23 protein-coding genes are annotated in these 23,603 nt (G+C 69.9%); 10 read left to right on the plus strand and 13 right to left on the minus strand.

The window, feature by feature from the left end; all coding sequences use genetic code 11:
* Nucleotides 1-19: 19 nt before the first annotated feature.
* On the minus strand, nucleotides 20-850 hold the full coding sequence (locus tag IEZ06_RS28135) for an SAM-dependent methyltransferase (protein WP_189239703.1): 831 nt from the start codon (nucleotides 848-850) through the stop codon (nucleotides 20-22).
* A gap of 581 nt (nucleotides 851-1,431) precedes the next feature.
* Between IEZ06_RS28135 and IEZ06_RS28140 the strand changes: the two genes are divergently transcribed.
* Nucleotides 1,432-2,229, plus strand: coding sequence for an SAM-dependent methyltransferase (locus tag IEZ06_RS28140; RefSeq protein ID WP_189239704.1), 798 nt, complete (start codon nucleotides 1,432-1,434; stop codon nucleotides 2,227-2,229).
* 271 nt (nucleotides 2,230-2,500) lie between these two features.
* Here IEZ06_RS28140 and IEZ06_RS28145 read toward each other — a convergent pair whose 3' ends face one another.
* A complete protein-coding gene (locus tag IEZ06_RS28145; protein ID WP_189239705.1) occupies nucleotides 2,501-2,965 on the minus strand; it encodes a hypothetical protein in 465 nt (154 codons plus the stop codon).
* A 551-nt stretch (nucleotides 2,966-3,516) separates the two neighbouring features.
* On the opposite strand from IEZ06_RS28145, the gene IEZ06_RS28150 reads away from it, so the two are divergent.
* The 4 genes from IEZ06_RS28150 (at nucleotide 3,517) to aroF (ending at nucleotide 6,598) form a co-directional block, all read left to right on the plus strand.
* Entirely contained in the window at nucleotides 3,517-3,789 is a 273-nt protein-coding gene (locus IEZ06_RS28150) for a hypothetical protein (protein WP_189239706.1), read from the plus strand.
* Nucleotides 3,786-4,796: a cytochrome P450 gene (locus tag IEZ06_RS28155; RefSeq protein WP_189239707.1), complete on the plus strand. Its 1,011-nt coding sequence runs from the start codon at nucleotides 3,786-3,788 to the stop codon at nucleotides 4,794-4,796. Before IEZ06_RS28150 ends, IEZ06_RS28155 begins: the two co-directional genes overlap by 4 nt.
* A 299-nt stretch (nucleotides 4,797-5,095) precedes the next feature.
* On the plus strand, nucleotides 5,096-5,503 hold the full coding sequence (locus IEZ06_RS28160) for a hypothetical protein (RefSeq protein WP_189239708.1): 408 nt from the start codon (nucleotides 5,096-5,098) through the stop codon (nucleotides 5,501-5,503).
* Nucleotides 5,504-6,598, plus strand: coding sequence for a 3-deoxy-7-phosphoheptulonate synthase (aroF, locus tag IEZ06_RS28165; protein WP_189239709.1), 1,095 nt, complete (start codon nucleotides 5,504-5,506; stop codon nucleotides 6,596-6,598).
* Nucleotides 6,599-6,809: 211 nt separating this feature from the next.
* On the opposite strand, the gene IEZ06_RS28170 is transcribed toward aroF, so the two are convergent.
* From IEZ06_RS28170 to IEZ06_RS28190, 5 genes are all read right to left on the minus strand, one after another.
* The gene (locus tag IEZ06_RS28170; RefSeq protein ID WP_189239710.1) at nucleotides 6,810-6,992 is read right to left on the minus strand and encodes a hypothetical protein; all 183 of its coding nucleotides are present in this window, start codon (nucleotides 6,990-6,992) and stop codon (nucleotides 6,810-6,812) included.
* A 90-nt stretch (nucleotides 6,993-7,082) separates the two neighbouring features.
* Complete coding sequence (locus IEZ06_RS28175) at nucleotides 7,083-7,856, minus strand: hypothetical protein (RefSeq protein ID WP_189239711.1); 774 nt, start codon at nucleotides 7,854-7,856, stop codon at nucleotides 7,083-7,085.
* 88 nt (nucleotides 7,857-7,944) lie between these two features.
* Nucleotides 7,945-8,433: a hypothetical protein gene (locus IEZ06_RS28180; protein WP_189239712.1), complete on the minus strand. Its 489-nt coding sequence runs from the start codon at nucleotides 8,431-8,433 to the stop codon at nucleotides 7,945-7,947.
* A 198-nt stretch (nucleotides 8,434-8,631) separates the two neighbouring features.
* Nucleotides 8,632-10,248: an MFS transporter gene (locus tag IEZ06_RS28185; protein ID WP_189239713.1), complete on the minus strand. Its 1,617-nt coding sequence runs from the start codon at nucleotides 10,246-10,248 to the stop codon at nucleotides 8,632-8,634.
* Nucleotides 10,249-10,385: 137 nt separating this feature from the next.
* Nucleotides 10,386-11,099, minus strand: coding sequence for a hypothetical protein (locus tag IEZ06_RS28190; protein WP_189239714.1), 714 nt, complete (start codon nucleotides 11,097-11,099; stop codon nucleotides 10,386-10,388).
* A 528-nt stretch (nucleotides 11,100-11,627) separates the two neighbouring features.
* On the opposite strand from IEZ06_RS28190, the gene IEZ06_RS28195 reads away from it, so the two are divergent.
* The 5 genes from IEZ06_RS28195 to IEZ06_RS28215 all read left to right on the plus strand — a co-directional run bounded on the left by IEZ06_RS28195 (nucleotide 11,628) and on the right by IEZ06_RS28215 (nucleotide 17,457).
* Nucleotides 11,628-12,839, plus strand: a complete 1,212-nt coding sequence (locus IEZ06_RS28195) for a GNAT family N-acetyltransferase (protein ID WP_189239715.1) — start codon at nucleotides 11,628-11,630, stop codon at nucleotides 12,837-12,839.
* On the plus strand, nucleotides 12,836-14,401 hold the full coding sequence (locus IEZ06_RS28200) for an MFS transporter (RefSeq protein ID WP_189239716.1): 1,566 nt from the start codon (nucleotides 12,836-12,838) through the stop codon (nucleotides 14,399-14,401). Before IEZ06_RS28195 ends, IEZ06_RS28200 begins: the two co-directional genes overlap by 4 nt.
* On the plus strand, nucleotides 14,398-15,498 hold the full coding sequence (locus IEZ06_RS28205) for a GNAT family N-acetyltransferase (protein WP_189239717.1): 1,101 nt from the start codon (nucleotides 14,398-14,400) through the stop codon (nucleotides 15,496-15,498). Before IEZ06_RS28200 ends, IEZ06_RS28205 begins: the two co-directional genes overlap by 4 nt.
* Nucleotides 15,499-15,725: 227 nt before the next feature.
* Nucleotides 15,726-16,715 carry a sigma-70 family RNA polymerase sigma factor gene (locus tag IEZ06_RS28210; RefSeq protein ID WP_189239718.1) on the plus strand — a complete coding sequence of 330 codons (990 nt, stop codon included), beginning with the start codon at nucleotides 15,726-15,728 and terminating at the stop codon, nucleotides 16,713-16,715.
* A gap of 97 nt (nucleotides 16,716-16,812) precedes the next feature.
* Entirely contained in the window at nucleotides 16,813-17,457 is a 645-nt protein-coding gene (locus tag IEZ06_RS28215; RefSeq protein WP_189239719.1) for a hypothetical protein, read from the plus strand.
* A 193-nt stretch (nucleotides 17,458-17,650) separates the two neighbouring features.
* Here the strand turns inward: IEZ06_RS28215 and IEZ06_RS28220 are convergent, their stop codons facing one another.
* The 6 genes from IEZ06_RS28220 to IEZ06_RS28245 all read right to left on the minus strand — a co-directional run.
* On the minus strand, nucleotides 17,651-18,259 hold the full coding sequence (locus IEZ06_RS28220; RefSeq protein WP_189239720.1) for a hypothetical protein: 609 nt from the start codon (nucleotides 18,257-18,259) through the stop codon (nucleotides 17,651-17,653).
* A gap of 153 nt (nucleotides 18,260-18,412) precedes the next feature.
* A complete protein-coding gene (locus tag IEZ06_RS28225; protein ID WP_307811760.1) occupies nucleotides 18,413-19,258 on the minus strand; it encodes a DUF5710 domain-containing protein in 846 nt (281 codons plus the stop codon).
* Between the two features lie 1,062 nt (nucleotides 19,259-20,320).
* Nucleotides 20,321-21,229 carry a hypothetical protein gene (locus IEZ06_RS28230; protein ID WP_189239721.1) on the minus strand — a complete coding sequence of 303 codons (909 nt, stop codon included), beginning with the start codon at nucleotides 21,227-21,229 and terminating at the stop codon, nucleotides 20,321-20,323.
* A gap of 413 nt (nucleotides 21,230-21,642) precedes the next feature.
* The gene (locus IEZ06_RS28235) at nucleotides 21,643-22,266 is read right to left on the minus strand and encodes a YkgJ family cysteine cluster protein (RefSeq protein WP_189239722.1); all 624 of its coding nucleotides are present in this window, start codon (nucleotides 22,264-22,266) and stop codon (nucleotides 21,643-21,645) included.
* On the minus strand, nucleotides 22,266-22,958 hold the full coding sequence (locus IEZ06_RS28240; protein ID WP_189239723.1) for a hypothetical protein: 693 nt from the start codon (nucleotides 22,956-22,958) through the stop codon (nucleotides 22,266-22,268). Before IEZ06_RS28240 ends, IEZ06_RS28235 begins: the two co-directional genes overlap by 1 nt.
* Nucleotides 22,936-23,603 (minus strand): hypothetical protein (locus tag IEZ06_RS28245; protein WP_229798798.1); only part of this gene is annotated, 668 nt, incomplete at its 5' end. The genes IEZ06_RS28240 and IEZ06_RS28245, both read right to left, overlap by 23 nt.

Raw genomic sequence — 23,603 nt, forward strand, 5'->3', positions numbered from 1 at the left:
GGCACGACTTCCTGGGAGGTCACCGCTTGCGTCCGACGGCCGCCAGGGCCCGCAGCGGATGCGGCTCGTTGAGCAAGGAGCGGCCTCTCCAGTCAGCGGTGTCGACCACTCCGGGTTCCAGCAGTTCCAGCTCGCCGAAGAACTTCTCGAACTCCTCCTGCGAACGGAAACTCATGGGCGTGCCGATGCTGTTGAATAGCTGCCGGACATGGGCACCCAGAACCGGGTCCAGTCCATCGCTCGTGACGTGATGCGCAACGAGATGACTCCCGGGCGCGACATGCCGCATGACGCGATTGACGACTCCGCGCGGGTCATCCGCATCAGAGACGTAGTGAAGGAAGGAGAACATAATTACACAGACGGGCTTACTGAAGTCGATGTGGCGCTCCAGGCGCGGATCGGCTAAAGCGCGGGCCGGGGTGAGCGGATTGACGTCCAGGAAAATAATCGATTCGTCTTCGGCCAGCTCGAGAGCGGCTGCCGTGTACGTCGTGGGCGTGTTATCGACGTAGGCGATCCGGACCCCGGGAAGTCCCGCTTCGGCTGCGGCTTCTTTCGCCGCCCGGTGGAGGCTGAGATCGTTCAACTGATTGGCACTGAAACCGAAGTCGACGAACTGGACGATCCCTTTTTCCTGGACGACGTGGTGGATCGCCCGCGTGAGGAACTCCTGGCTCTCACGCGCCAGGGTCGTCAGGTGCTCACGCACCGATGGACTGAGAGAGAGGACCGCTTCGGCCGCCTTGGCGTCAGCCTCGCTATGTTGACTCGTGCCGAGCACGTAGGCGTTCAGTCCTGCTGCGGATGCTCCACCAGAGGTGGAATGGGAGGCCGCGTCCGAACTCATCCCTCACCAGTTTCCATCAGCCAACAGGTCCCGCAACGATCCGCCGGTCGGCCGAACAGCGCGCGTGCGCAGTTTCTGCTTTTCACCTGACCACGGCAACGTTACAACTTCAGCAGCACGGCAGACAACAACGACCTTCGATCCATCGTCACGCGAGGGCCGAAGATATCGGAGTGAACGCTGAGCACTAGTGCTTACCGCGTTGATCATACTAGATTACGTGATCAAGGGAACAGCGCGGGCAGACCGGCGCAGCCGAGAGCCAGGGAGGGAGGCGACATCCGAAGCGATGAGCACCCCGTTACCCAGGCCGGCACGCTCTGCGGTGCCTGAGGAGCCACAGCACGCAGGCCCGCAATGACGCTCAGCCAGTCGTGACCCGGAAGCCGGCGCGGCCGCTCACCTGTGTCGCCGATACCCGTCAAAGGGACGACTACCGCCGGTCCTCTCGGTGCACTCCCCATGACACCGATCGTCAGCAAGCTCGGCCACGACCACCCAGGGCGCCGGGACAGGGCCACACGAAACATGAGTCGTGGTCAGGTTAAGAAAATGACAGTCGAAGGACGAAAAATATGGCTATGGAGTCTGCTCTGCCTGGCGTCGATCCCACCGTCCCGTCCGCTGCCCGGGTATACGATTTGACGCTCGGCGGAAAGAATTACTTCAAAGTGGATAAGGAATTCGCCGAGAAGGCATCGCAAGGTATGCCGGAACTGTCCGATCTCGCCAAAAGCAATCGCGCCTGCCTGATCCGGGCGGTCACCCATTTTGCGCAGGATCTCGGTATCCGGAGATATCTCGACCTCGGTTCCGGTCTGCCGACGCAGGAAAACGTTCACGAGGTCGCACGGCGTGTCCATCCCGATGCGCGCACGGTCTATGTTGACGTCGATCCGACGACCCGGATCCATGCGCTGTCCATCCTTGACGGTGATCCCTACACCGCCTTCATACAGGCGGACGCCACCAAGCCCGAAACCATCCTGGAACACCCCGATACCCTGGCCCTGCTGAGCGCCGGCGAGCCGATCACCGTGCTGCTCTTCGCCATCGTGCATTTCATGCCGGACAGCGCTCAGCCGCGCGCGGCCATCCAGCGGTTCTTGGACGCGGTCCCCGCGGGGAGCGTGCTGGCGATTTCGAGCGCGACGATCGATGGCATCCACCCCGAACTCGAGCGGCGCCTCAGCGAGATGTATCGGGATGTTCCGAGTCCGCTGGTTCTGCGACCAGAGGAAGAGATCATGGATCTGTTCTGCGGACTCCCCATCGTGGGCGGAGAACTCGTCGACGTCGGCGCGTGGGGTGTGCCACAGGAGGAAGCCGCTGAGGCGCCCTGGCTGCGAGCGGTGTTCGGGTACGCGATCAAGAAGTAGGCCCGGCAAGGGACTGATGGATGGGCGTGCGAACCTGACGGCGGGCAGCCGCCAGCGCCGGGAACTCGCCGCGGTCGCAGACGGCGGCCGCTCTCGCCCCATGATCGGCCGCCGGCGAACCGGCGGCCGTCGGTGAAGCCTCGCCGGGCCCCAACACCCGTCCTTGAGGCGGTGCACCACCACGGGGACGCCCGCACCAGCCGCGATGATCAGGCCGTCGCCTCATGTGCACGGCGTGAACGACAGCGGTAAGGGTCCGCCTCGGGAGGTTTCACGCCGCGAAGTCTCCCTCCTCGTAGGCGCGACGTAGCCAATCGGTCAGGGAAGCCAGCATCCGGAGACTCCGGGCGAGTTGCGGATCCTCGGGTAGCTGCCGCAGCTCGGGCACCGTGTACGTGCGGGCCAAAGCGGCCACGGCCATCTGAGGGTGACCATCTGCCAGCTGCCAGGCTGCTGCCGACAGGTGCTCGATGCGTCGCAGCACACGATCACGTGACCAGCCTCCCACCCGGATCCCCACTGGGCTTGCGGGAGACGCGGTATGGCAGAGGGCCTCATATCCGTGCCAGTGCAGGGCCTGGACGGCGTGCTCCAAGCCCCCGGGCGAGTCCAGGTGAAGATCGACTCCCGCTGGAGTGATCTGCAACGAGGTCAGCGTCGCTGAGGTGGCGCGCTCGCAGATGTGGCCGATTCGAGGCGCCTCGACGGCGATGGCGGGTGGGTGCTGGACGGCCACAAGCCTGATCTCCCTGTCGGAAATGCCGACGTAGGCGGTACGGACCCCAGGAGCGGTCAGCCCTCACGTCAGCGATGAAGCCAGCGGGGCGGCTTACCTTAGAACCTTCCAGCTGACATTTTCCCGTCGCGGCTTACGCGATGATTGTCAGGAAAACTTACGGGAATCACCCGAGATAACGCAACTGCCTTGTCAAGTTGACGTCACCGCTCTGGTCGTTCGGATGGCGGCCTAACCGCGATGACACCGGCCGGGCAGCACAGGTGGCATTAGCACCGCTGACGCTTGCGACCCGAGCCCCACCTCGACAGGTTCGATATGAGGCCGTTGACCAGGCAGAGCGCCAGCGCGATGTATGTGCTTAGGCCACCGCTCCAAGCAGCTCGGAACACGGCAAAGAGCAACAACATCACAAGTTGATGACGAAGTCAGCCTCAACAGGGGTTGTCAGATGAGGCATTCCTAGACTCAACATTCACGTCAACAAGATGAGTAAATAAATTTGACATCAAGGCAGGGTGATGATGACCCCTATTTCTCCCATCAGCCGCATGGTGCATGAGCAGGACGGCACGACTACCCCGAGCTTCAGCGTCCCGGCCGATGTTCCGCTGCGCCTGCGCGCCCTCGACCGGGAGCCGCCGGCGAGCATGGGACGGTCCTGCCGCCTCCCCTGCGGAACGCCGCTGCTGCGGATCGAAGCGGCCGTCGGCCCGCATCGGGTGGCAGTCCTGACCGAGCGAACGCCTTCCCCGCCTCGGCCGGAGACGACCGCGTTCGCCCCGGCGCGCCGGCCCGTCGTGATGGTGGAGCGTGCGGCATGAGCGTCGAGGAGGCGGCACGGCTGGAGACGATCGACCTGCTCGACCCTGCCCAACGCCCGTCGCGGCCCTACGCGCTGTATCAGCGGCTGCGCGAGTGCGGCCCGGTCGTGTGGCTGCCGGGCACCGGCGCGTGGGCGATCACCCGGCACACGGCCGTGCGCCAGGCGCTGAGCGATCATGAGGACTTCGTTCCTCTGCCCGCGGCCGCCGGCGGTCAGCGGGCGGGCACCATGGACGTCCCAGCCCGGGTGGAAGCCGTCCTGGGCCGTGAGCTCGCCCCGTACCTGATCCGGCCGTACCTGCGGGTGATCCGGCACCGGATCGAAGAACGGCTCTTGGCGCTGGCGGGCCGACGACAGGTCGACGCGATCGGCCAGCTGATCTGGCCGGTCGTCGCCGCTGATCTCGCGCATGACGAGGTCCCGGCGCTTCCCGCGGGAGCGGTCGACGCCGATGGGCCGGTCCGGGATCGGGCCGCGGGCCAGTGGTCGCTCGATGCCGCGGGTGAGGTCCTGGTCGACGGGCTGGGCAATGTGCTGGCCACGCTGGCGGCGCATCCGGCCCTGTGGCAGGCGCTGCGGGCCGATCCCGGTCTCGTGCCCAAAGCAGTGGCCGAGTGCCTGCGGCTGGAGCCGCCGGTGCATTGGGTCTCGCGGTGGAGCACGCGTCGGGTGCGGCTGGGTGACAGTGCAATCACCTTGCCGATGCACGCCCGGGTCCTGGTCGTGGTGGCCAGCGCTTATCGCGACGAGCGGCACTGGCCGGATCCGCAGGCGCTCCGGCCGGAGCGCCTGTCTTCGGAGCGTCTGCCGGTGCTGGCCGGTCCGCCTGGGCGGTTCACGCTGCTGGGCCTGTACGCCGAGGCGTTGCTCGGCGTGTTGCTGGAACACCTGGCGCACCTCGAGCCGGCCGGTTCCGGGCGCCTACGGATCCGCCAGGCGCATCAGGGCCACCACGAGCTGCCGCTTGCCTTCTTCCTCGACCCCCGATCGGAGCTGCTGTCATGACCTTCTCCTCTCCGCAGGATGCGACGCTCGTCCCCTACCGCCCCGTCGCACCGGGCACTCCGGCGCGCCCCGAGGCCGCTTCCGGTACCTACCGCCGCCCCTACGGCCAGACGGTGCCCGCCGGATCCGCCGTCCCCTCCCGTGCCGCTTCGCACGCCGGAACAGCGGCGCAGGCGTGGCCGCCGCCGCACTCCCCGGCTCCGCTGCCCGAACGGCGTCCGCGGCGCGGCCGTCACCGCGGTCTCGCGCGCCCGGAACCGCCCTCACCGTCGTCTCCCCCGCTGTCGTCTTCCCTGCCGGTGGCTGCTCCGCCGCGGTCCGCGCCGGAGGCGCGCAGCTGGCCCCGTCCGGAGGAGCCGCCCACCGGCACGCCCTACCGGCTGCCGCAGCGCGAGGCCTCACCGTGGTTCGACGACGAGCTGCCCGGGGAGAGGACCGGCGACATCGCCGTCTGGCGGCCGGGCCCGCCGGGCCCGCCGCGCGGCTCGCTGGCCGGAATCGATGACACGCCCACCGTGGTGGGCGCCTCCCTGCTGCCCGCCGAGCTCCTCACCGCGGGGGCGGCCGTACCGCTGACGGCTGAGGCGTATGAGGCGCTGCTGGACATGCGCGCGGCCGCGCAGCGCTTCCGGGCCGCCGTGGAACGCAGCGGGCACCTGGAAGGACCTGCCGCGTGGGGTGCCGTCGAGGTGCGGAGGGTCTCGTAAATGGTCATCGTCATGCACCCGACCGGGAGCGCCGCCGACATCGTCGCCGTCGTCGAGGTCGCCGAGGCCGCCGGTTGCGAGGCCCATGTCAGCCGCGGCGACAGCCGGACCATCATCGGCCTGGCGGGGCAGGTGGACCAGCTCGAGGCGGCGGCGCTGCGGCGCCTGCGCGGGGTGGCCGACGTGGTCCGCATCTCGGTGCCCTACCGGCTGGTCAGCCGCGATCACCACGTGCAGCGCACCACGGTGCGCGTCGGCGGCGTGCCGATCGGCCCGGGCACGGTGACGCTGATCGCCGGCCCGTGCGCGGTGGAAACCCCCGAGCAGACCCTGCGGGCGGCGCGGATGGCCAAGGCCGCCGGGGCGGCGCTGCTGCGCGGCGGCGCCTACAAGCCGCGCACCTCGCCCTACGCCTTCCAGGGGCTGGGTGAGGCGGGTCTGCGCATCCTGGCCGAGGTGCGCGCCGAGACCGGGTTGCCCGTGGTGACCGAGGTCGTGGATGCGGCCGACGTCGAGCTGGTGGCCGAGTATGCGGACATGCTGCAGGTCGGTACCCGCAACGCGCAGAACTTCGCGCTGCTGCAGGCCGTGGGCGGCATCGGCAAGCCGGTCATGCTCAAGCGCGGCATGAGCGCCACCGTCGACGAATGGCTGATGGCGGCCGAGTACATCGCCCAGCGCGGCAACCTGGACATCGTGCTGTGCGAGCGCGGGATCCGCACTTTCGAGACCGCCACCCGCAACACCCTGGACATCTCCGCGGTGCCGGTCGCCCAGCGGCTGTCGCACCTGCCGGTCATCGTGGACCCGTCCCATTCCGGTGGCCGCCGCGACCTGGTCCTGCCGCTGGCCCGCGCGGCCATCGCGGTCGGCGCCGACGGCCTCATCGTCGACCTCCATCCCCGCCCGGAGCAGGCCCTGTGTGACGGTCCGCAGGCCCTGGTGGACGGGGACCTGCGGGAGCTGGCTCGGGTGATGACGGTGCTGCCGGCCCTGGGCGGGCGCACGCGTGCGCATCCGCCGGCGCCGGTGACGCTGTCAGGGGCGGCGCATACCCGGCTGGTCGGCGCGACCGCGGCCACGACGTCGGCGTAACGCTCCTCGTGCGGTACCGCTCGCCTGGTCTGAGCACCTGCGGGGGGCGAGCGGTACGGCATTGGATAAGCGGCCGTCGTACCTTTCGGTGTCGACGGCTCTCCCCGCGAGGAGCGTACGCAGCTCGACGACAGCGGCAACGTTTTTCGGCGGGATCTCGTCGTTTCCCGGTCGGCGTGGCGGTTTCTACTGCCCGGGAACAGCTGCCAGGTCAGATGGGACACGCCTGGTCGATTATTCGCATCGCCTGGCCGAGATACTCGTGCGCCTCGGCTGTCGTGCCGTTGCGGAGAGCGGCGACAGCGTCCTGTAGGGCTGCGCGGGCAGATGCGTACTCCATGTCGTCACCGAGGGCGTCCAGCACATCCGCGATCATTTTTTCGATCGTGAGCATCGGGGACTCCTGGGGTCTGCTGTCGGGCGTACGGGCGCAGAATACTTACTGCTGGCCGAGGCTGTGATGCGGTCGGGAGGTCCGTAGGTGTCACCGGGCATCTGCGGGACCGGTGGTCGAAGGCGAGAACCGTCCCGTGAACTCCTCACAGGTGACCAGCTCCGGGAGATCCTCTCCGGCATCCTCATCCACCAGGCCCGCGCATCCCTGAATACCGAGTCTCCCCGTCCAGGAGATGAGCCATGAGGCGATGAGGTGGCCAAGCGGCCCATCCGGACTGTCCTTATAGGTGATGGCACCGCGGTCCCAGTCCCGGGTGGCGAGAAGGACCGGGCTAATGGGCTGGATACGAGTTCGGCCGCGTGGCCCGACCGTGACTTCCAGGTCGGCGTGAAACCACCAGGGCAGATGCCCATCTTGATGGTTGCCCCAGTACCAAGCGGTCACGTCCAGCATGCCGGGCTGGGGCGTGTCCATGACCATGTGGACGTGGCCGTCCGGGGAGAGCCGCATCTCGTCCACCACCTGCCGGAGGCGGCGGGCGACGGTCCAGCCGCGGCCGTTGCTGATCGTGTCGGCCAGGTACTCGATCAGGCCGTAGCTTCGGTAGGCGCTGTGGTGGCGTTTCCGGATGGGCGCCCACACCTCGGACAGGTCGACGACCTCGCCGGTCGGCGTCTCGTGGAGCACGGCCCACTCCGGGTTTTGTGCCAGTTGGCGGGCGCGCGCCTGCTCCTGCTGCTGTTGCACCCACCGCGCCCGGTCGGCATCGGTCGCTTCCGGAACAAGGCCTTGCCCGAAGAGCAGGTCGTGCTCCCACGCGGCGAGCTCCGGCGTGCCGGTGTTCGATGTGTTGTCGGTCATAGCCCTTCCTGGGGATGGTCGCGGAACCTGCCGCCGAAGAGCGGTCGGGATGTCCCCTCGAAGGGGCGATGAGAACCGCTGCCGACGGCTACTGGGAGACAGCGGGATCGCCGATGAGCTCGTCCAGTTCCCACTGGGCGCGAGCTACCCGCAGCCGGGCGACGAGGATTTCCTGCCCCCGGGCCATCTCCATGCTCGACATGCCGGGCGGTCCAGCGGCGGCCAGAAGGTGATCGGGGTGGTGCGTGTTGCGGCGTCCGTCCCACATTTCCGTTGGGTACTCATCCCAGAGCAGGCACCAGAGCTGGTCGCCGTCGCCGGACGGTATCTGCCGGTCGGCGGCCTGCTTGCGGGTACGGCGAGCGACAACGGAGGGGTGCTCGGTCGAACTCTCCCGGATCGCCTGCCCGCTGATGCCCATGGATCGCATGGCTTCCACGAGCTCATCGGAGGTCCCGACGTAGGCGCAGTAGAAGGTGTGCATGCCGTCGGGCCATTTAGCTGGTCGCACGGTATGGCCGGCGCAGATGTCCCATCGTCGGGTGCGCCAAGGTTTACTGCTCATGATCGTCTCCATGGAGTGGTCGGAAGTTGACCCCTCGAAGGGACGATGAGACGAGCGACTCCAGGATAGCCGAACCGCGCTTTCCCGGAGAGCCGTACGCCTGGGGGTGACGGGGCGACCGCCTCGCTTCCCGGCGCGCCAGTTGAACCTGCCACTGAGGGCGCTGACTGGACGACAACCCAAGCCCGTAGCGCCGGATCGGCGGAGCGATCACCGCCGGTCTCCATGTGCTCTGGGTTGTTGGGCCAGCAGCAGATCTGCCGCAGCCACCACGTCGGCGGCCGCGTCATACAGCTCCCGCAGAGTGCGACGCTGACCGGCGGTGGCGAACGAGGAAACCGCAGCCGGGGCAGGCGCATCGAAGCCATCCGGCGCAGGAAGACCCCTCGGTGGTGCGGGCCGGATCGCCGGGACGGCGGCCGCCCTGCCCGGGGCATGCGGGCGGGCAGGCGGTGGGGTGCTCGTCGGCCGGATGAACATCCCCAGGGCGCCGGCCAGGAGCATCAGCGCGATCACCACCGCGAGGATCGAGATGTAGCCGGGCATCACCCCGCTCAGCAGCGGCCGGTCGACGATGGCCACGGCCAGGGCCACGCCGAGAGCGCCGCCGAGCTGGCGGGCGGTCATGCTCGCGCCGACCGCGCCGGCGTAGCGGTCGACGCCCGCGGTCAGCGCCCCGGCGGCCGACACGCCTGTGCTCAGCGCACCGAACCCCAGGCCCAGCGCCGCGGCCACGCCCACCCAGGTGGTCGTGGCGAAGGTGCCCGGGTGCATCGTGGCGATTCCGGTGATGCTCGCCGCGGCGGTCAGCAGCGCACCGCCGTAGATGACCGAGCGGGCGCCGTAGCGGCGGATCAGCCGCCCGGCGGCCAGGCTGGCCAGCAGCACGCCGGTGGAGATCGGCACCAGCATCAGGCTGAGGCGGGATGCCGGAAGCGCCCAGGTCTCCCGGAGCAGCAGGGGGATGGCCGCCAGCACGACGAAGCTGGTCATCCCGTACAGGAAGGAGATGGCTCCGGCCAGGGCGAAGCCGGGGCGGCGCCACAGGGTCATCTCGATCGCGGGCGCCGGGTGCCGCAGCGAGCGGCCGATCGCCACGGCCAAGCTCACCAGGCCACCGGCCGCCAGCGCGAGGGTGGGCCCAGAGCGCCATCCCCAGGCGTGTCCCTTGGCGATCGCCAGGACCAGCATGGCCACCCCGGTCAGCAGCACGATGCTGCCGAGCAGGTCGGGCAGGCGCCCGCGCGATGGGGTGCGCTGCGGCAGGACGAGACAGGCGGTGATCAGCACCGCGCCGATCATCGCCGAGGGGGCGAACAGGCCCCGCCAGCCGAAGGCCGCGACCAGGTGGCCGCCCGTACTGTGCAGGAGGATCCCGCCGACGCCGGCGGCGGCCGACCAGGCGCCCACCGCGCTCGCGCGGCGCGCCGGGGTGATCTCGGCCAGCAGCAGGGCCAGCGAGGCGGGGACGACCATGGCGGCCGCGATCCCCTGGACGGCGCGCGCGGCCAGCAGCACCGGCAGCGTCGGAGAGGCGACGGCCGCCAGCGCGCCCAGGGTGAACACGATCAGCCCGAGCAGCAGCATGCGGCTGCGGCCGATCGCATCAGCCAGGCGGCCGGTGGTGGCCAGCAGCGCGGCATACGGCACCGCGGCGGCGGCCGTCACCCACTGCAGGTCGCCCAGCGGCAGGCCGGTGCCGATCGCCGCGCTGCTCAGGGCGGGCAGGGCGAGGGTGGCGGCGATGCTGTCGGCCATGACCACGCCCATGGCGCCGCAGGTGACCGCGGTCAGTACGCCGGTGCGCCGCCGCCGTGCTGGGCGCATCGACGCAGGCGGCATGCCCGAGGCTGCCGTCCTTGGGGAAGTGACGGGTCGGTGCGAGGTGGGAGAGGTCGTGGCGGCCATCCAGGGCTCCTGATCGAGACGGCGGCGGACGGTGATGCGGGAGTTGACAGCGCGAGTCAGGCACTGGCTGGAGCGGGAGCGTCCGGCCGGGTGGAGCGGATCAGCCGCAGCGCTTCCTGCTCGGCCGCCATGCGAGCGACGGCCGGGCTGGGCGCGTCCGGCTGCGCGTGGTGGCAGCGCCACAGCACTTCGACGGTCCGGCGGGCAAGTAGCAGGTGTTCGGCGATGAGCAGGGCCAGCGTCGTCTCCGCTTCCCGCACGGCGTCCAGAGCGGTGATGATCGCCGGGTCGGTGCTGGTGCGCGGCACGCCGTTGACCTCGTCGATAAGGTCCGGCCACGGCAGGCGGGCATCGACGGCTTCACAGACGTGGGCCACCAGTTCGCTTTCCCTGCCGGGGTTACCGGTCTGCAGGTCTGCTTCGGTCATGGTGATCGCGCTTCGGATGGTGTGCGGGCGGGTGCGGCGGGCATCAGCGCAGGCCAGGTTGAGCAGGTGGGCGCGTTCGGTGAGCGCGGCCCGGCTCCACCCCTGCACGATCATCAGGCGATGAGGGCCTTGGGCGAGCTGCCAGCCGACGCGGTGCAGGGCGCGGCGGACCTGCTGCTGGGCTCGGTGCGAAGGGGTCATGATCTGGGCGATGGCGTCGGGGCCGGGCGCCGGTTCGATGTGGATGTCGGTGGTCGCGCCCACCGCGCGGGTGCTGATCCGTCGTATCGCGGTGACCTGGTCGCGCAGGGCCGCGCGGGCTGTTCGCTGGCCTGTCGTCATGGGCATTCCATCACAAAACGGTGTTAGTGACTACTAGTCAAGTTTCTTGTCAGGTGCGGTCGGCAGTGTAGGCCGGATTCGCCAGAACGTCACCACTGCCGCAAATCGGCGCACGGCTCCCGACCGGAGCGCCCGGATCGCGCCGACGGCCACAACCTCACGCTCGCGGAGTATGCACGGGTTTCCGGATAGGTCCACCTGCGGTGATCGGCTGCAGTGACACCACGCTGCGCCAACGTCCAGGACACGGATTGATCACGATTGCCGCTGCAGCGGGGTTCCTGGACTGGCGCAAAAGAAGTGCACTGCCTACCATCCTTCCCGTATTGACATAGTTAGTCAGAAAAAATGACAAGGCTTTCCGTGTCCGGTTCGGCGAGGTCGGCCGCACGGTGACAAGCCGACCGAAGCAGACCGCCGCATGGAGCCGCCGCCCGTTTTCCGCACCCCACCCGGCGGGACGGCGGCTCCATGCCGACCTGGGCGGTGCGGCATCGCAAGCCGTCCCCACTGACCTTGGAGCCGATCATGAGTGCCCCTGCCTACGCCCCCGCGCACGCCGCCCGGAACGTCGACTGCACCACCGTGCTCCTCGACGATGCTCCGCCGCAGTGGGATGAGCTGCCGCTGCCGGGGGCGCCGGGCTTCTACTCCAGCCGCCCCTGGCACCAGGCCAACCGCGCGCTGAGCGGCGCGGCCGAGAGCGTGGTCCTGGCGTGGACGGCCGCCCCCGGCGGGCACCGGCTCCAGGCGGTGGTGCCGGTCTCCCGCTACCCCGACGACCCCGGCAAGCCCGCCAATGCGTTCCTGCATCCGGCCCGGCTGTTCTCCGCCGCCGGCCTGCCCGCCCCGCAGTGGGGCCCGATCACCCTGCTGGGCACGACGGCCGGATACGAGACCGCGCCGATCTGCGCGAGCGGCCAGCAGGCCGCCTGGGCGCGCGCCGCCGCCCAGGTGATCCCGGCCGAGGGGACCGCGGCCATGCTGCACCTGGACGAGCCGGCCGCCATGGCGGTCCACGCGCACTTCCCCGATGCGCCGCTGCTGCTGACCAGCGCCCGCAGCGTGCTCACGCTCACCGCCGCCACCGTCGATGAGCACCACACCCAGCTGCCCTCCCGCAAGCGATACCTGGCGCACAAGGAGACCGCGCGCCTGCAGGAAGCGGGATCTGCCATCACGGTGAAGGACCTGGCCGACTGCGACATCAACCAGCTGGTCGAGCTGCAACTGCTCACCCAGCGCCGCCACAACGCCCCCGACGACCCGGCCGCCTTCCAGACCGGTTTCCGCCGCATCCTGTCCTCGCCCCGCCTGCTCCAGGCCGCCCGCGTCTTCCTGGCCCATGACCACCACGGCGAGCTCGTCGCCTACCACCTGGCGTTCATCCACGACGACACCCTGCTGGTGCGCAACATCGGCTTGGACTACGAACGCGCAACCCACGGCGAGTACTTCGCGGTCATGGTGCACGCCCCGCTGCGCTACGCCTTCGAACACGGCCTGCGCAAGATCGACTTCGGCCTGGAGGCGTTCAGCCAGAAACTGCGGCGCGGCGCCCGGCCCGTACTGCTGTGGTCGGCGCTGCTGCGCCCGCCCGCCGGCTGGACCCCGGCGCACACCATCGCCTGCAACCGGCGCCGCGCCACCGAACTGCTCACCGCAATGGGCGCCCACCTGGAGCCCGATGAGGCCGAACGGCTGCGCACGATCGGCCGGACCGGCCTGATCACGCCGTGACGGCCCTGACCGTCCGCCGCACCGGAACACCAATCCAGAGCGGGTCCACGGCGCTGCAGCGGGCCGGGCTGGCCCGGCTGCGGATCGTGCTGTTCGCCATCGCCGGATTGAACGGCGCCCACACCGCGGTGCTGCCGTTCCTGCCGCACGTGGCCACCCACCTGGGGCTATCGCCGCTGCTGCTCGGGGTGTTCCTGCTGGCCGACCCGGCGGCCAAGGCCCTGTGCCAGCCGCTGGGCGGAGCCCTGACCGACCGGTCCGGCCCGGGCCGGATCCTGCCGCTCGGCCTGGTGATCGCCGTGGCCGGCATCGCCGTCGTCATGGTCGCTGACCAGGCGCACCTGGCGATCGGCGGACGGCTGATCTGGGGCGCAGGAACCGGGATCGCGGTCCCGGCCGCCTACCGCACCATCGCCGTGCTGGCCGAGACCTACCAGGTGCCGCCCGCCCGCCTGTACGCCAGCTTCGGCGCGGGCGCGATCACCTCCATGGCCGCCGGACCCCCGCTGGCCGGGCTCCTGGCACCCTTCACCGGCTACCAGGGCGTGCTGGCCATCGCCGCCGCCATAGGCCTGGCCGGAGCCGCCCTGGTGGTGGTCCGGCTGCGCCTGCCCGCCCCGCCCCGGGCGAGCGCGCCCGGCACCGGCCCGGCCGAGCGCCCGGCTCTGCGGCCCGGCGACCTGCGCACGGTGATCGTGTTCGGCGTGTGCAGCCTGTGCTGCAACCTCGCCTGGTCCTCGGTCGAGTCGCTGGTGCCGCTGAGCCTCGGCGCGGGCGCCCACGATTCCACCGGCGCCTCGGCGCTGGTGCTGACCGCCGGGCTGGTCAGCTTCATCGCCGTCACCCTGGCGCTGGGCCGCCTGCCCGACGGTGCCCGCTCTCCCTGGGCGGGCAGCGCCGCCGCGATCATCATGGGCGGTGCCAGCATCGCCCTGGTCAACGTCGATGCCCTCGGCATCGGCCTGCCCGCGATCGTGATCTTCATGGGTGCCCAGGCGTGGACCTACCTGGCCGCCCGGGACGGCATGACCCACCACACCGGACGCAGCGGCAAGGCGTTCGGGGTGTTCGGGATGATCGCCGACGGCGGCAATCTCCTGGGCCCGCTGGTGGTGGTGCTGGCCGCCGGACCGCTCGGCCCGCGCGCCGCGTTCGCTCTGCTGGGCGCCGTCTGCCTGGTCGCCGCGGCAATCCTGGCGATCGGCACCCGCATCCTGCCGCCCGTCCCGGCCCCCGCCTCCTTCCCCGAGGCAGGGGCCAGGACGGGCGGCCGCCACCGCGCCCCGCGCCTCCAGCCGGCACCCGTCACCACGGACGCAGCCCTCGGCCGGCCCTCCGCCACCCGCCCCGATCGCGCGGCCTCCGTATCCCCGCCGCCTCCCCCGGAGCTCGTCTACCTGCTGGACCGGGTCGACGCCGTGCTGCTGCTGGCCGACCGCTACCTGCAGCCCGGCCCGCATCTTCCCGACCACTCCCCCGGGCCCGCTCACCCTCGTCTTCACCCTTCGCGCCGGTCGGTTCGAACCGGCGCCCCTCGCATCCCGCACCGGAGCACGCGATGACCCTCACCACCCTCCCCGCCGTCCCCATCCCCGTCCCTGTCACGGGGACGGCCGTTTCCACCGCGGCGGCGCTGATCCCGCCCCGCCGCCGCGGCAACGTCACCGCCCACTGGCACACCGGCGTCCCCACCGAGCTGGAGCACCTCCAGCCGCCGCACCTCATGCACACCCCCGCCTGGGCCCGGGCCTGGAGCACCGTGGTCACCGAGCAGATCCGCCTCTCGCGCTTCCTGCACCTGCACGCCCCCGGCGTCGACCGGCTGGCCGCCTTCCACCTGCTCGAGCGATCCCCGTTCTGGGACTGGCTGGAGCACGACGCCGGACGCGAACCCGCCTACCCGCTGCTGTCGCTGGGCAGCGTGTACGGCACCTACGGCGGCGCCGGACTGACCGACCCCGACATGATCGCCCTCGCGGTCGAGGGCGGCAGCGAGCTCGCCCGCCACCAGCAGGCCCGTGCCCTGGTGGTGCCGAACCTGACGCCAGACCTGCTCACCTTGTGGGAGCGGGTCCGGCCCGGCGCCCGGCGGGTGCCCTCCAGCGTCGCCTACAGCGCGCCCATGCCCACCGGCAGCCTCGACGAGGCGCTGCCCGTGCGGCGCCAACGCCGGGACCTGGCCCGCCTGGCCCGGCGCGCCGCCGACGCCGGCGTGCGCGTGCGCCACCTGCACGGCGCGGACATGCGCCCGCGGCTGGAGCGCTTCACCGCGCTGGCCACCGCCGCCTCCCTCAAGCACGGCACGAACAACTGGGCTCTCGACGTCTTCGCCGCGGTCGCCGTCGTGCCCGGCGCGGTGCTGATCGCCGCCGAGCACGGCGGCGAGCTGGTCGGCGGTTTCCTGTGTTTCCGGTACGCCGAGCGGCTGTATGCCTGGGCGGCCGGGCTGGACTACGCGCGCCTGCGCGAGCTCGGCCTGTACGGGACGCTGGTGCACGCAACCGCGTGCTACGCCGTCGACACCAAGGCCCGGGTGCTGGATATGGGCCGCGCCAACCACGACTACAAGCTCCGCCTCGGCCTCACCCCGGTCGAGCTGACCTCGCTGGTCTACGCGGTGCCCTCAGCGGTGGGGCGGGTGAACAGGTGCGAGCAGTGAGCAGCGGTTCACCCGTGCCCCTGACACGGCGAGCGGGCGTGTTCGCCGCGCGGCCTGCCCAACGGCAGGCGGCCGTCTCCCGGCCGACGTGCTCCCGCTGGTTCCTGCGCCGCCGCGGCGCGACCCGGCAGCCACGCACCCGCGCAACGCTGCCCGCCGTACCGCCGCTCGATCCCCCGCCCCTCGCGACCGACCTCATTCGTGATCTTCCTGGAAGGTGAGCACCGGTGACCGTCATCGACGCCCGGCCGCAGGCCGTACGCACCCGCCCGCAGCCGGCACCCGAACTCTCCGGGGTGACGGCCGATCCGGTCCGTGACTACCTGCGCCAGATCGGCCGCGTCCCGCTGCTGAGCGCCGCCGACGAGGTCGACCTCGCCCGGCGCATCGAGGCCGGTCTGCTGGCCGCCGACCGGCTCGCCACCGCATCCGAGGACTCGGCCGGGGAGGAGCGGGCGCAGCTGGAGCAGCTCGCCGCCGACGGCCGCCAGGCCACCAACCGGATGCTGGAAAGCAACCTGCGCCTGGTCGTCTCCATCGCCAAGCGCTACATCGGCCGGGGTCTGGACCTGCCGGACCTCATCCAGGAGGGCAACCTCGGCCTGATCCGCGCGGTGTACAAGTTCGACTACACCAAGGGCTACAAGTTCTCCACCTACGCCACCTGGTGGATCCGGCAGGCCATCCAGCGTTCCCTGGCCGACCAGTCGCGCACCATCCGTCTGCCGGTGCACGTCTTCGAAACGGTCGGCAAGCTCCATCGTCTGCAAGGGCGGCTGCGCGACGAGCTGAACCGCGATCCCACCCCCGCCGAGCTGGCCAGCGCCGCCGGCCTGTCCCTCACCCGGGTCACCGAATTGCAGCGCCACCAGCGGGAACCGATCTCCCTGCACACCCCGCTCGACAACGAAGGGGAACTCGGTGAACTGATCGAAGACAGCGACGCCGCCAACGGACAGGAGAACGCGACCGAGACCGTCTTTCGGCACCAGCTCCGCCGTGCCCTGCAGGAGGTACTTCTGGCCACAGTGTCGGCGCGCGATGCACACGCGATGGCGTTGCGGTTCGGCCTCATCGACGGCGAACCCAAGACCTACCAGGAGATCGCCCCGATATGCGGGGTATCGGCGGGGCGCCTCCAACAGATCGAGCGCAAAACCCTGGCGGCGATCCGCACCGCCCCGCAGACCCCCGCCCTGCGCGCCTACCTTCTGTAAGCCGCTCCGGGCCGCTTCACACGTTCGCTCCGGCCGGTATCGCTCTGCCTCCGCTGACGGACGGCAACCGAATCACAACCAAACGAAAAGGAAGACGATGGGCAGGCCGAACACACACAGCCATCGGGCAAAAAAGCGCGGAGCACAGAAAGCGCAACGTCGAAAGAAACAACATGAGGGCCGTCGAGGGGCTGCCTCATCGGCACCGTCCGATCCTTTTCTCCCTTTTCGAATCGTCGCGCCACTGGTAACGGGCCCTTCCACCGGGGATGCCCACCGTCCTCCCCGGTTCCGGTTGGTTCCGCTCGACTGGCAGGAACCTCCTACGCTCGAGCAGCTGGTCGGCGCCACCGACCTGGTGGGCGAGGAGGAGACGCCGGCGAACGGCCTGATATGGAGCCCCGAGGAGTTCCGCAATCTATCCTGGGTTCAGGAGCTCGGACCGGATTACGAAGGCGAAGCCGACGAGCGCGATCTCATCGTCGAGCGTTACGGTGACCAGATCCCCGCCGATCTAGCGGTCATCGACATGATGGCCCGTTTCTTTGGCGGTGTTGTCGTCAGCAACGACGATTGGATCAACAATGAGGAACACGTCTTGGAATTCGCTGGCGTCAGCGACCTTCACCAAGCACTCACGAAAATGCATCGCGAGGGTTGGTTAACTCCACTCACCAATGGCATTCTCGTCGCGCCCGGCCTTTTCCTCGAGTGCATCGATCCGCAAGATGCACCTGCTTGACGCGACAGGCCGATCCCGCTCACGGCGAGCGCGGCCACCACGGCGAGCCCCGGGGGCGCCTACGCGCCCGGGGTGAGCGGTGCGGCCTCCAGTACTGCGCAGAGCCATCGCCCTGTATGAGGGGAACGCCGCGATGAGCGGACTCCTGCGCCAGCCACCGACAGATCGGCGGTGATGAGCACGTCCGCAGTGATCATCCCGGAGCCGGCGTGCCCCCGCCGGAGGCCTCGGGCTTCGCTGCTGCTTTCCCGCTCACGGGCTGGATGGCTCCCAGCCTGCGGGCGCTCCGCGGCGACAGGGTCATCGGGGTGAGCCATCCCTGCCGGGTCAGCACGACTTGGGCCGACAGCGGGGTGAGCGGGTAGATCTCGATTCCCCGCGCCCAGTTCATGAGCAGCCCTTCGGTCCCGCCGGAGTCGGCCAGGATCATCGAGAGGCTCTGGCCGTCTGCGGCCCAGGTGTTCCAGATCGCCCAGCCTTCGGGCCTGGCCTCGACTCCCAGGCGGGCGCAGATCTCGGGGTAGCTCTCCTCCATGCCGAGGGGAACGGCCTGGGGCTGTAGGAGGACGGCCCCGGCCAGGCGCAGGAACGGCCGTTCCTCGTCGAGGCATCCGTCTCCGTCGAAGTGGTAGTGGCGGAGCTGGCGGGCCGTCTCGTTCACCATTCGCTGAAGCGGGGTGGCTTCGGCGGGGTCGTCGGCGTAGGTGAGCCATCCTTCGGCGCTCGCGGCGTTGACGATCTTGCGGGCCAGGTGCTCGATGTGGCGGAGGTATTCGGGCTCGCTGAGGTCGGGACGGGGCATCGTGTCAGTGTGGCATCGGGTTCGCGCTGAGGCATGGGGGTTACCTGCGCGATGACAGTCAGCCGGCCGCGGTCAGGTCCTGTACAGCGGGATAAGGCGATCCTGTGACGGTGGCGCCGCCCCTGGCCGGTGTGTGTTGATAGGTGCGGCCGGCTATCGGCGGGAGTGATCAGCCGATGGAATAGGCGGGTCAAAAGGGCCGGGGCGTTCGATACTCGGTGTCGAGGCGGGTCTTTCACTGCGAGGGCTGATCCTCGGGGCGGGGGCAATCGAGCGGGGCACGGTGGGGATGGCACCAGTCCGCACCCCCTGTAGCCGCTGTTGCGCCTGATGGGTGCGGGCTGCGGCCTCGGGCGGCGGTGCCAGCGTGACGCCGGCGTCGGTGAGGATGCTCAAATCCAGCCTCCAGGTGGCTGCGGATCGGGTACGCCATTGGGTGAACGCGGCATCGATGTGGGCGCGGGCCCGGATGGAGCTCATTCCGGTCACCGCCTGCAGGTGGGCTCTGGCCTGGGCGCCTTTGCCTTGGATGTCGGCCAGGCCCATGTGGGTGGCCATGTGGCAGTCGGTGCACAGGCACAGCAGGCGTTTGAGGGTCTGGGTGCGGGTCGCGGGGTCATAGGCCCAGCGCTCGTGGGCTTCCAGCCAGCGTCCGGTGGCACGGTCCTCGCCGCGGCCGCAGGCCTCGCAGCGGTGGCCGGCCCGGCGTGTGATCATTCGGCGCAGGCGCTCCCAGTCGCGCTCGTCGACGCAGGAGCGGACGTTGGTGAACCAGCAGGAGGAGGGCACCAGGTCGACGAACAGGCCGGAGCCGAAGGTGCGGTCTTCACCGGGCAGCAGGTCAGGCACGTCCGGCAGCGGCGCCCACCGGTGCAGGCCGTCCATGCCGGGGCGGGGCGCGTACCAGCGTTTAGCGGCCGGGTCCCAGCGGGCGCCCAGGGCCTTGGCCTCGTCTTTTTGCCCGTAGGGGACATCGAGCCATAGACGGTTGACGGCCATGCGCGAGCTCCATTCGGGGGAAGGGGCAGAGCGTGAGCGAAGGAAGAGGAAGAGATCGTCACGGCTCCGGCGATGCAGTGAACAGGCTGCTTGGGTCGCTGACGCGCCCGTCCCGGCCCGGACTGCCGATCGCTTCAGCCACCGCGGCGACCTGAGCATGATCATAGGCGGTGCGACCCTCGAGACCGACATGCCGACGACCGCAGCCATGTTGGCGAGGATGTAGGAGCGGGGCACCGGAGACCTCGGGACATGTGGCGGCCGAGCTGCCGCCCGGATTCTGGCGCTACCTTCTCATCCGCTCCTCCGACCGCTCTCCGTGGTTGCGTCTGCGTCGGGCCTGGCCGAGCCGGCAGCTGCGCCGCGACGTCCATGATCCCCTCGCTCAGCTGCACGATCTGCGTAACCGCATCGCCCACCACGCGCCCATCTAGGAGCGGCCGCTGAAGGAACTGCATGCCTCCACTCTCGACGTCGCCGAATGGGCGTGCCCGGACACCGCCGCGTGGATCCGCTCGCGCTGCAACGCGCCCGCCGTCCTCGACCAGCGTCCGGTGCTCCCTTCCTCCCGGTAGCCGCTCCTAGGCTCTGCGGCCGGACCGCGAGCACCAGCATGTCCCTCGAGCTCGCCAGGCACCTGCCGACCACCACCGGCGATTTCCCCCGTTCACCGGCGCAAACCACCACGGACACGGCAACATGTGATCATCAGCGACATCGCCGAAGACAAGGGAGCGCAGGTGCACCGTACGCCGGACCGGATGAAGGGAGCCCCCGTACTCGGTGCCCTCCGGCCCGGAGAGCCGGGACCTTTCGGCGTCCGGGCCAGGGCTGGGGAAAGCGAGGGGGATCCTCCTTTCGCAGAAACCCCTGCCGCTCAGGAGCCGTCGCGGATGCCGCCGCAACCAGCGCAGACGCGGCCGGCTGGCCGGTCGAAGCCCTGACGGGGTCGTGCTGGTTGGTCATCCGGGCAGCACGGGAGCAGTCGGCAATCTGGTCTGAGCGGTGATCCCTACCCTGGTCACGTCCATCCCGGAGACGAGCCGAAGAGCCCTGGCTCTGTCAGGTGCTCTCCCCGGCGCTCATCGCCGCTTCTTGGTCACGGTCTCCTGCCGAGAGCATCTCACCGGGCTCGATGCATCCCGGCCGCAGGACAGCGGGCAGGTCGAAGACTGAGCCGTACCCCGCGCATGCGGCGATCAGTGACGGCTCGATTCCGCTTCCGGTGAATCCTTGCAGCCAGGTGTCGTGCAGCCGTGCCGGGCACAGCTCCGGCCCTTCAGCCGAGGGCGTGGTGGATGCGACAAATGCCGCGATCGCTTCGGCGGCGCTGTCCGCCGCCGGACGCACCTCTGGAGCTTCGGCCTGCGGAGAAAACAGCGGTGTGACCTGTCCCGGCAGGCTCGTGACTTCGGCCCGTAGGATGTGCTCCCACGGCTCACGGCAAGCGATCACCCGCTCGCGCGGGCCCGGGATCGCCACCGCGACGGTTCGGCTGGAGGCCAGCCGCACGTCCGCCACCCGTACCCAGAAGAGCTCATCCTCATGTAGTCCGCAGCCGATACCGAGCGTCAAGAGCATGCGGCAGCTCGCGCGCAACGGCGGAGGCTGGGCCTCGGCCCACCTATACAGGGCAGCGACGTCCTCGGCGCTGTAGGGCCGAAACGGCTCGCGCGACCCGTCGGGCATCAGCCGGACGGCCAGCGCGACCTCCAGACTTCTGACAGTTGAGAGATTGAGCGGCAGAGTGCTGCTCAGCAAGCCGGTGACGGCCCGTGCGTCGATCCCGGCCCGGGCGGCGGTCTGCAGGACCGTACCCATGCCGTGACGGGCCTCCACGGCCGTCAGCTTCTCGGCGACCTGCCGGGCGAAAAACGCGGCACGCACGGGATCGGCAGGTGGTCGCTGGAATGGCAGGCTAGCCGTGACCGACGCATCCGGCGTGGCACGGTTCTCTTCATGACCAGTCACGTTCCCCATGCTGTCAGCCGCCCGGCCGCGCCCGGGGTCGAACCGTCGAACACGGTCGCCGGTACGGTGCGTGAGTCTCTCTTTGAAGGCTCAGGTGGGAGGTCGGCGGGAAGTGCCCTTCTGAGCTGCATATGGACGGGAACAGGACCGTTGACGATCCTGGCCTTGACTGCTGCCGATCTGGGTACGGCGTGCGTGATGATGGAACCGCGGGTTCGGAGCCGAAGCCGCAGAAGCCGCGGGCCGGGCGGCCCAAGCGGCGCAGGTTCAGCGCCGAGTACAAGCTGTCGGTCGTGGCCGAGTACGACGCGTTGACCGAGCCGGCCAGCGATCGAGTCGTATTCGTGCGTGCTTCGGTCCATCTCCTGGAAGTTTCGGCGACGCCGTCATGGCGCCTGCGGAGGAAGCCCTCCTCAAGGGCCTTCGTGATCATCGGTATTCGCCTGGGCGAGGAGCCGGCCGAGCCGGTGATGCTGGAGCGCGGCCAGGAGCATCTGCGGGGTGGCATCGCCGCGGATCAGCCGAGCCAGCACGGGCTGGATCCGCGGGTCGGCGGCCAGGATCCGCATTTGATCGGTGAGGTGAGCGAACTCGGGGTGGCCGCCGATCTCGAACGAGGTGAGGGTCACGTCGATCAGTTGCTCATCGGTCAGGCGATCGCCGTCGATCACGCATCCGTGTGGGCACGCCATCGTCTCGGCGGTTCCGGTGCCCCATAGGCGGCAGATGGTCGGGCGGGTGGCATGAGTGGCGCAGCGGTTCTCGGCGGTGAGCGCCGGGCAGGGGGCGGTGGCCGGCCAGCGCCCGCGTTCGGGGATGTGCACGCCGGAGGCGGTGCGGATGCGGTCGCGTTCCAGGTCGGACATGTCGATCGGGCTGCGGCATGAATCCGCGCATAGGCCCCGGCAAGCGACGTCGGGCAGGCGCGCATACAGCGCCTCCAGCGCTTCCACCGCCTTGGGAGCGCGGCGCTTGGCGGTTCGCGAGCGTGCTGCGACCTGGGCACGGTGGGCCGCCTGCGAGCGGCGGGCGGCCATCACCTTTCATCACCCGTCAGGGTCGCCAGGGCGATCAGATCGGCCAGAGCCTGCCCGTAGAGGTCTTGGAAGCGGTGGGAGCGGTCCTGGGCGGCGCGCCACAGCAGATGCCCGATGCTCACCGCGTAGCGGGAGGCTCCGGTGTTCAATCCCGCTTCGACCAGCTTCTCCAGCACTGGTACTTGCGGGTACAGGCCGAGTTCACCGGCCTGGCGGTGAACGCGAAGGGCGATGCTGACGGCATACGGTCTGGAGGCGGTGGCCGGGGTGGGCCACAACGTCTGGATGTAAGCCTGCAGGTCGTCGACTATCGGGAAGCCGCCGTAGCCGAGATCCTCACGCAGGTAAGTCACGCATCCGCGGGCGATCATGTGGGCGGCCAACAGCGGGGTCCCCACGTACCCGTCGGCCCAGCTGGACGGTCGGCCAAGGGCGGCCCGGCCAACCTCCATGGCCAGGCGCATGGCGGCGGTCCAGGTGTGCTCGTCCCAGCCCAGCCGGTCGGGCACGCGGCGTCCGGCGATGCCCAGCAGGGCGGCGCCATGGCCGTAGCTGTCGTAGGACGGGCGCAGCTTGTAGGGCACCGTCCAGTTCGGGGCGTTCATCCGGGCCAGGTGGGCGCGGGCCTGTTCTTCGTGCTCGGCCCACTTCAGCGCCAGATCGTGCAGCTCATCGATGGTGAGCTCGGACATCCGGGTCCTCCTCGGCAAGGGAGATGTGCCGTACCTGCGGGTCGGCTTCGGTGATCAGCCGGCGCACCGCAGTGAGCAGGGCGCGGGCGAAACGGTCGCGGGCGACCGCGTGGCCGGGGGTGGTGATGCGGTGCAGCAGGGCGCGCAGCGCCGCGGCAAAGGTGCCACCGGCCACCGTGGGGGTGGCCGATGCAGTGCCGAGCGTGACGAGCTCAGCCAGGTACGGCACGCCGCTGTCACCGAAGAGACATCGGTGCCGGTGGAGGGCGAGCGCGGCGCGGATGCTGACGGGGCCAGGCGGTCGCGCGGTGGCGGTTGCCGGCCACAGGGCGTCGATCACCGGCTGGATGCGGTCGGCCAGGGCCGCGTCGCCGGCGGCGAGCGCGAGCGTGTGCTGGGCGCAAGCGATGGCGTGGGCGGTCAGCAGTGTCAGCCCGCAGCGGGCCGCCGCGCTGGTCAGGCCGCCTGCTCGGACGTGCCCGCCGATGCTCACCGCGAGCTGCATAACCGGCACGAGCACCTCGTCCAAGGCAACCGAAGGCCGGTCCGTCACGCACATGGCCATGAACAGCACCGTCTTGGCCCAAGGCCGCGTAGTTAAGCCGTGATCCCTGCTGTCGACTTGGCTGTTTCTGCAGGTCGAGA

The sequence above is a fragment of the Planomonospora antibiotica genome (assembly GCF_014647955.1).
Lineage (GTDB): Bacteria > Actinomycetota > Actinomycetes > Streptosporangiales > Streptosporangiaceae > Planomonospora > Planomonospora parontospora.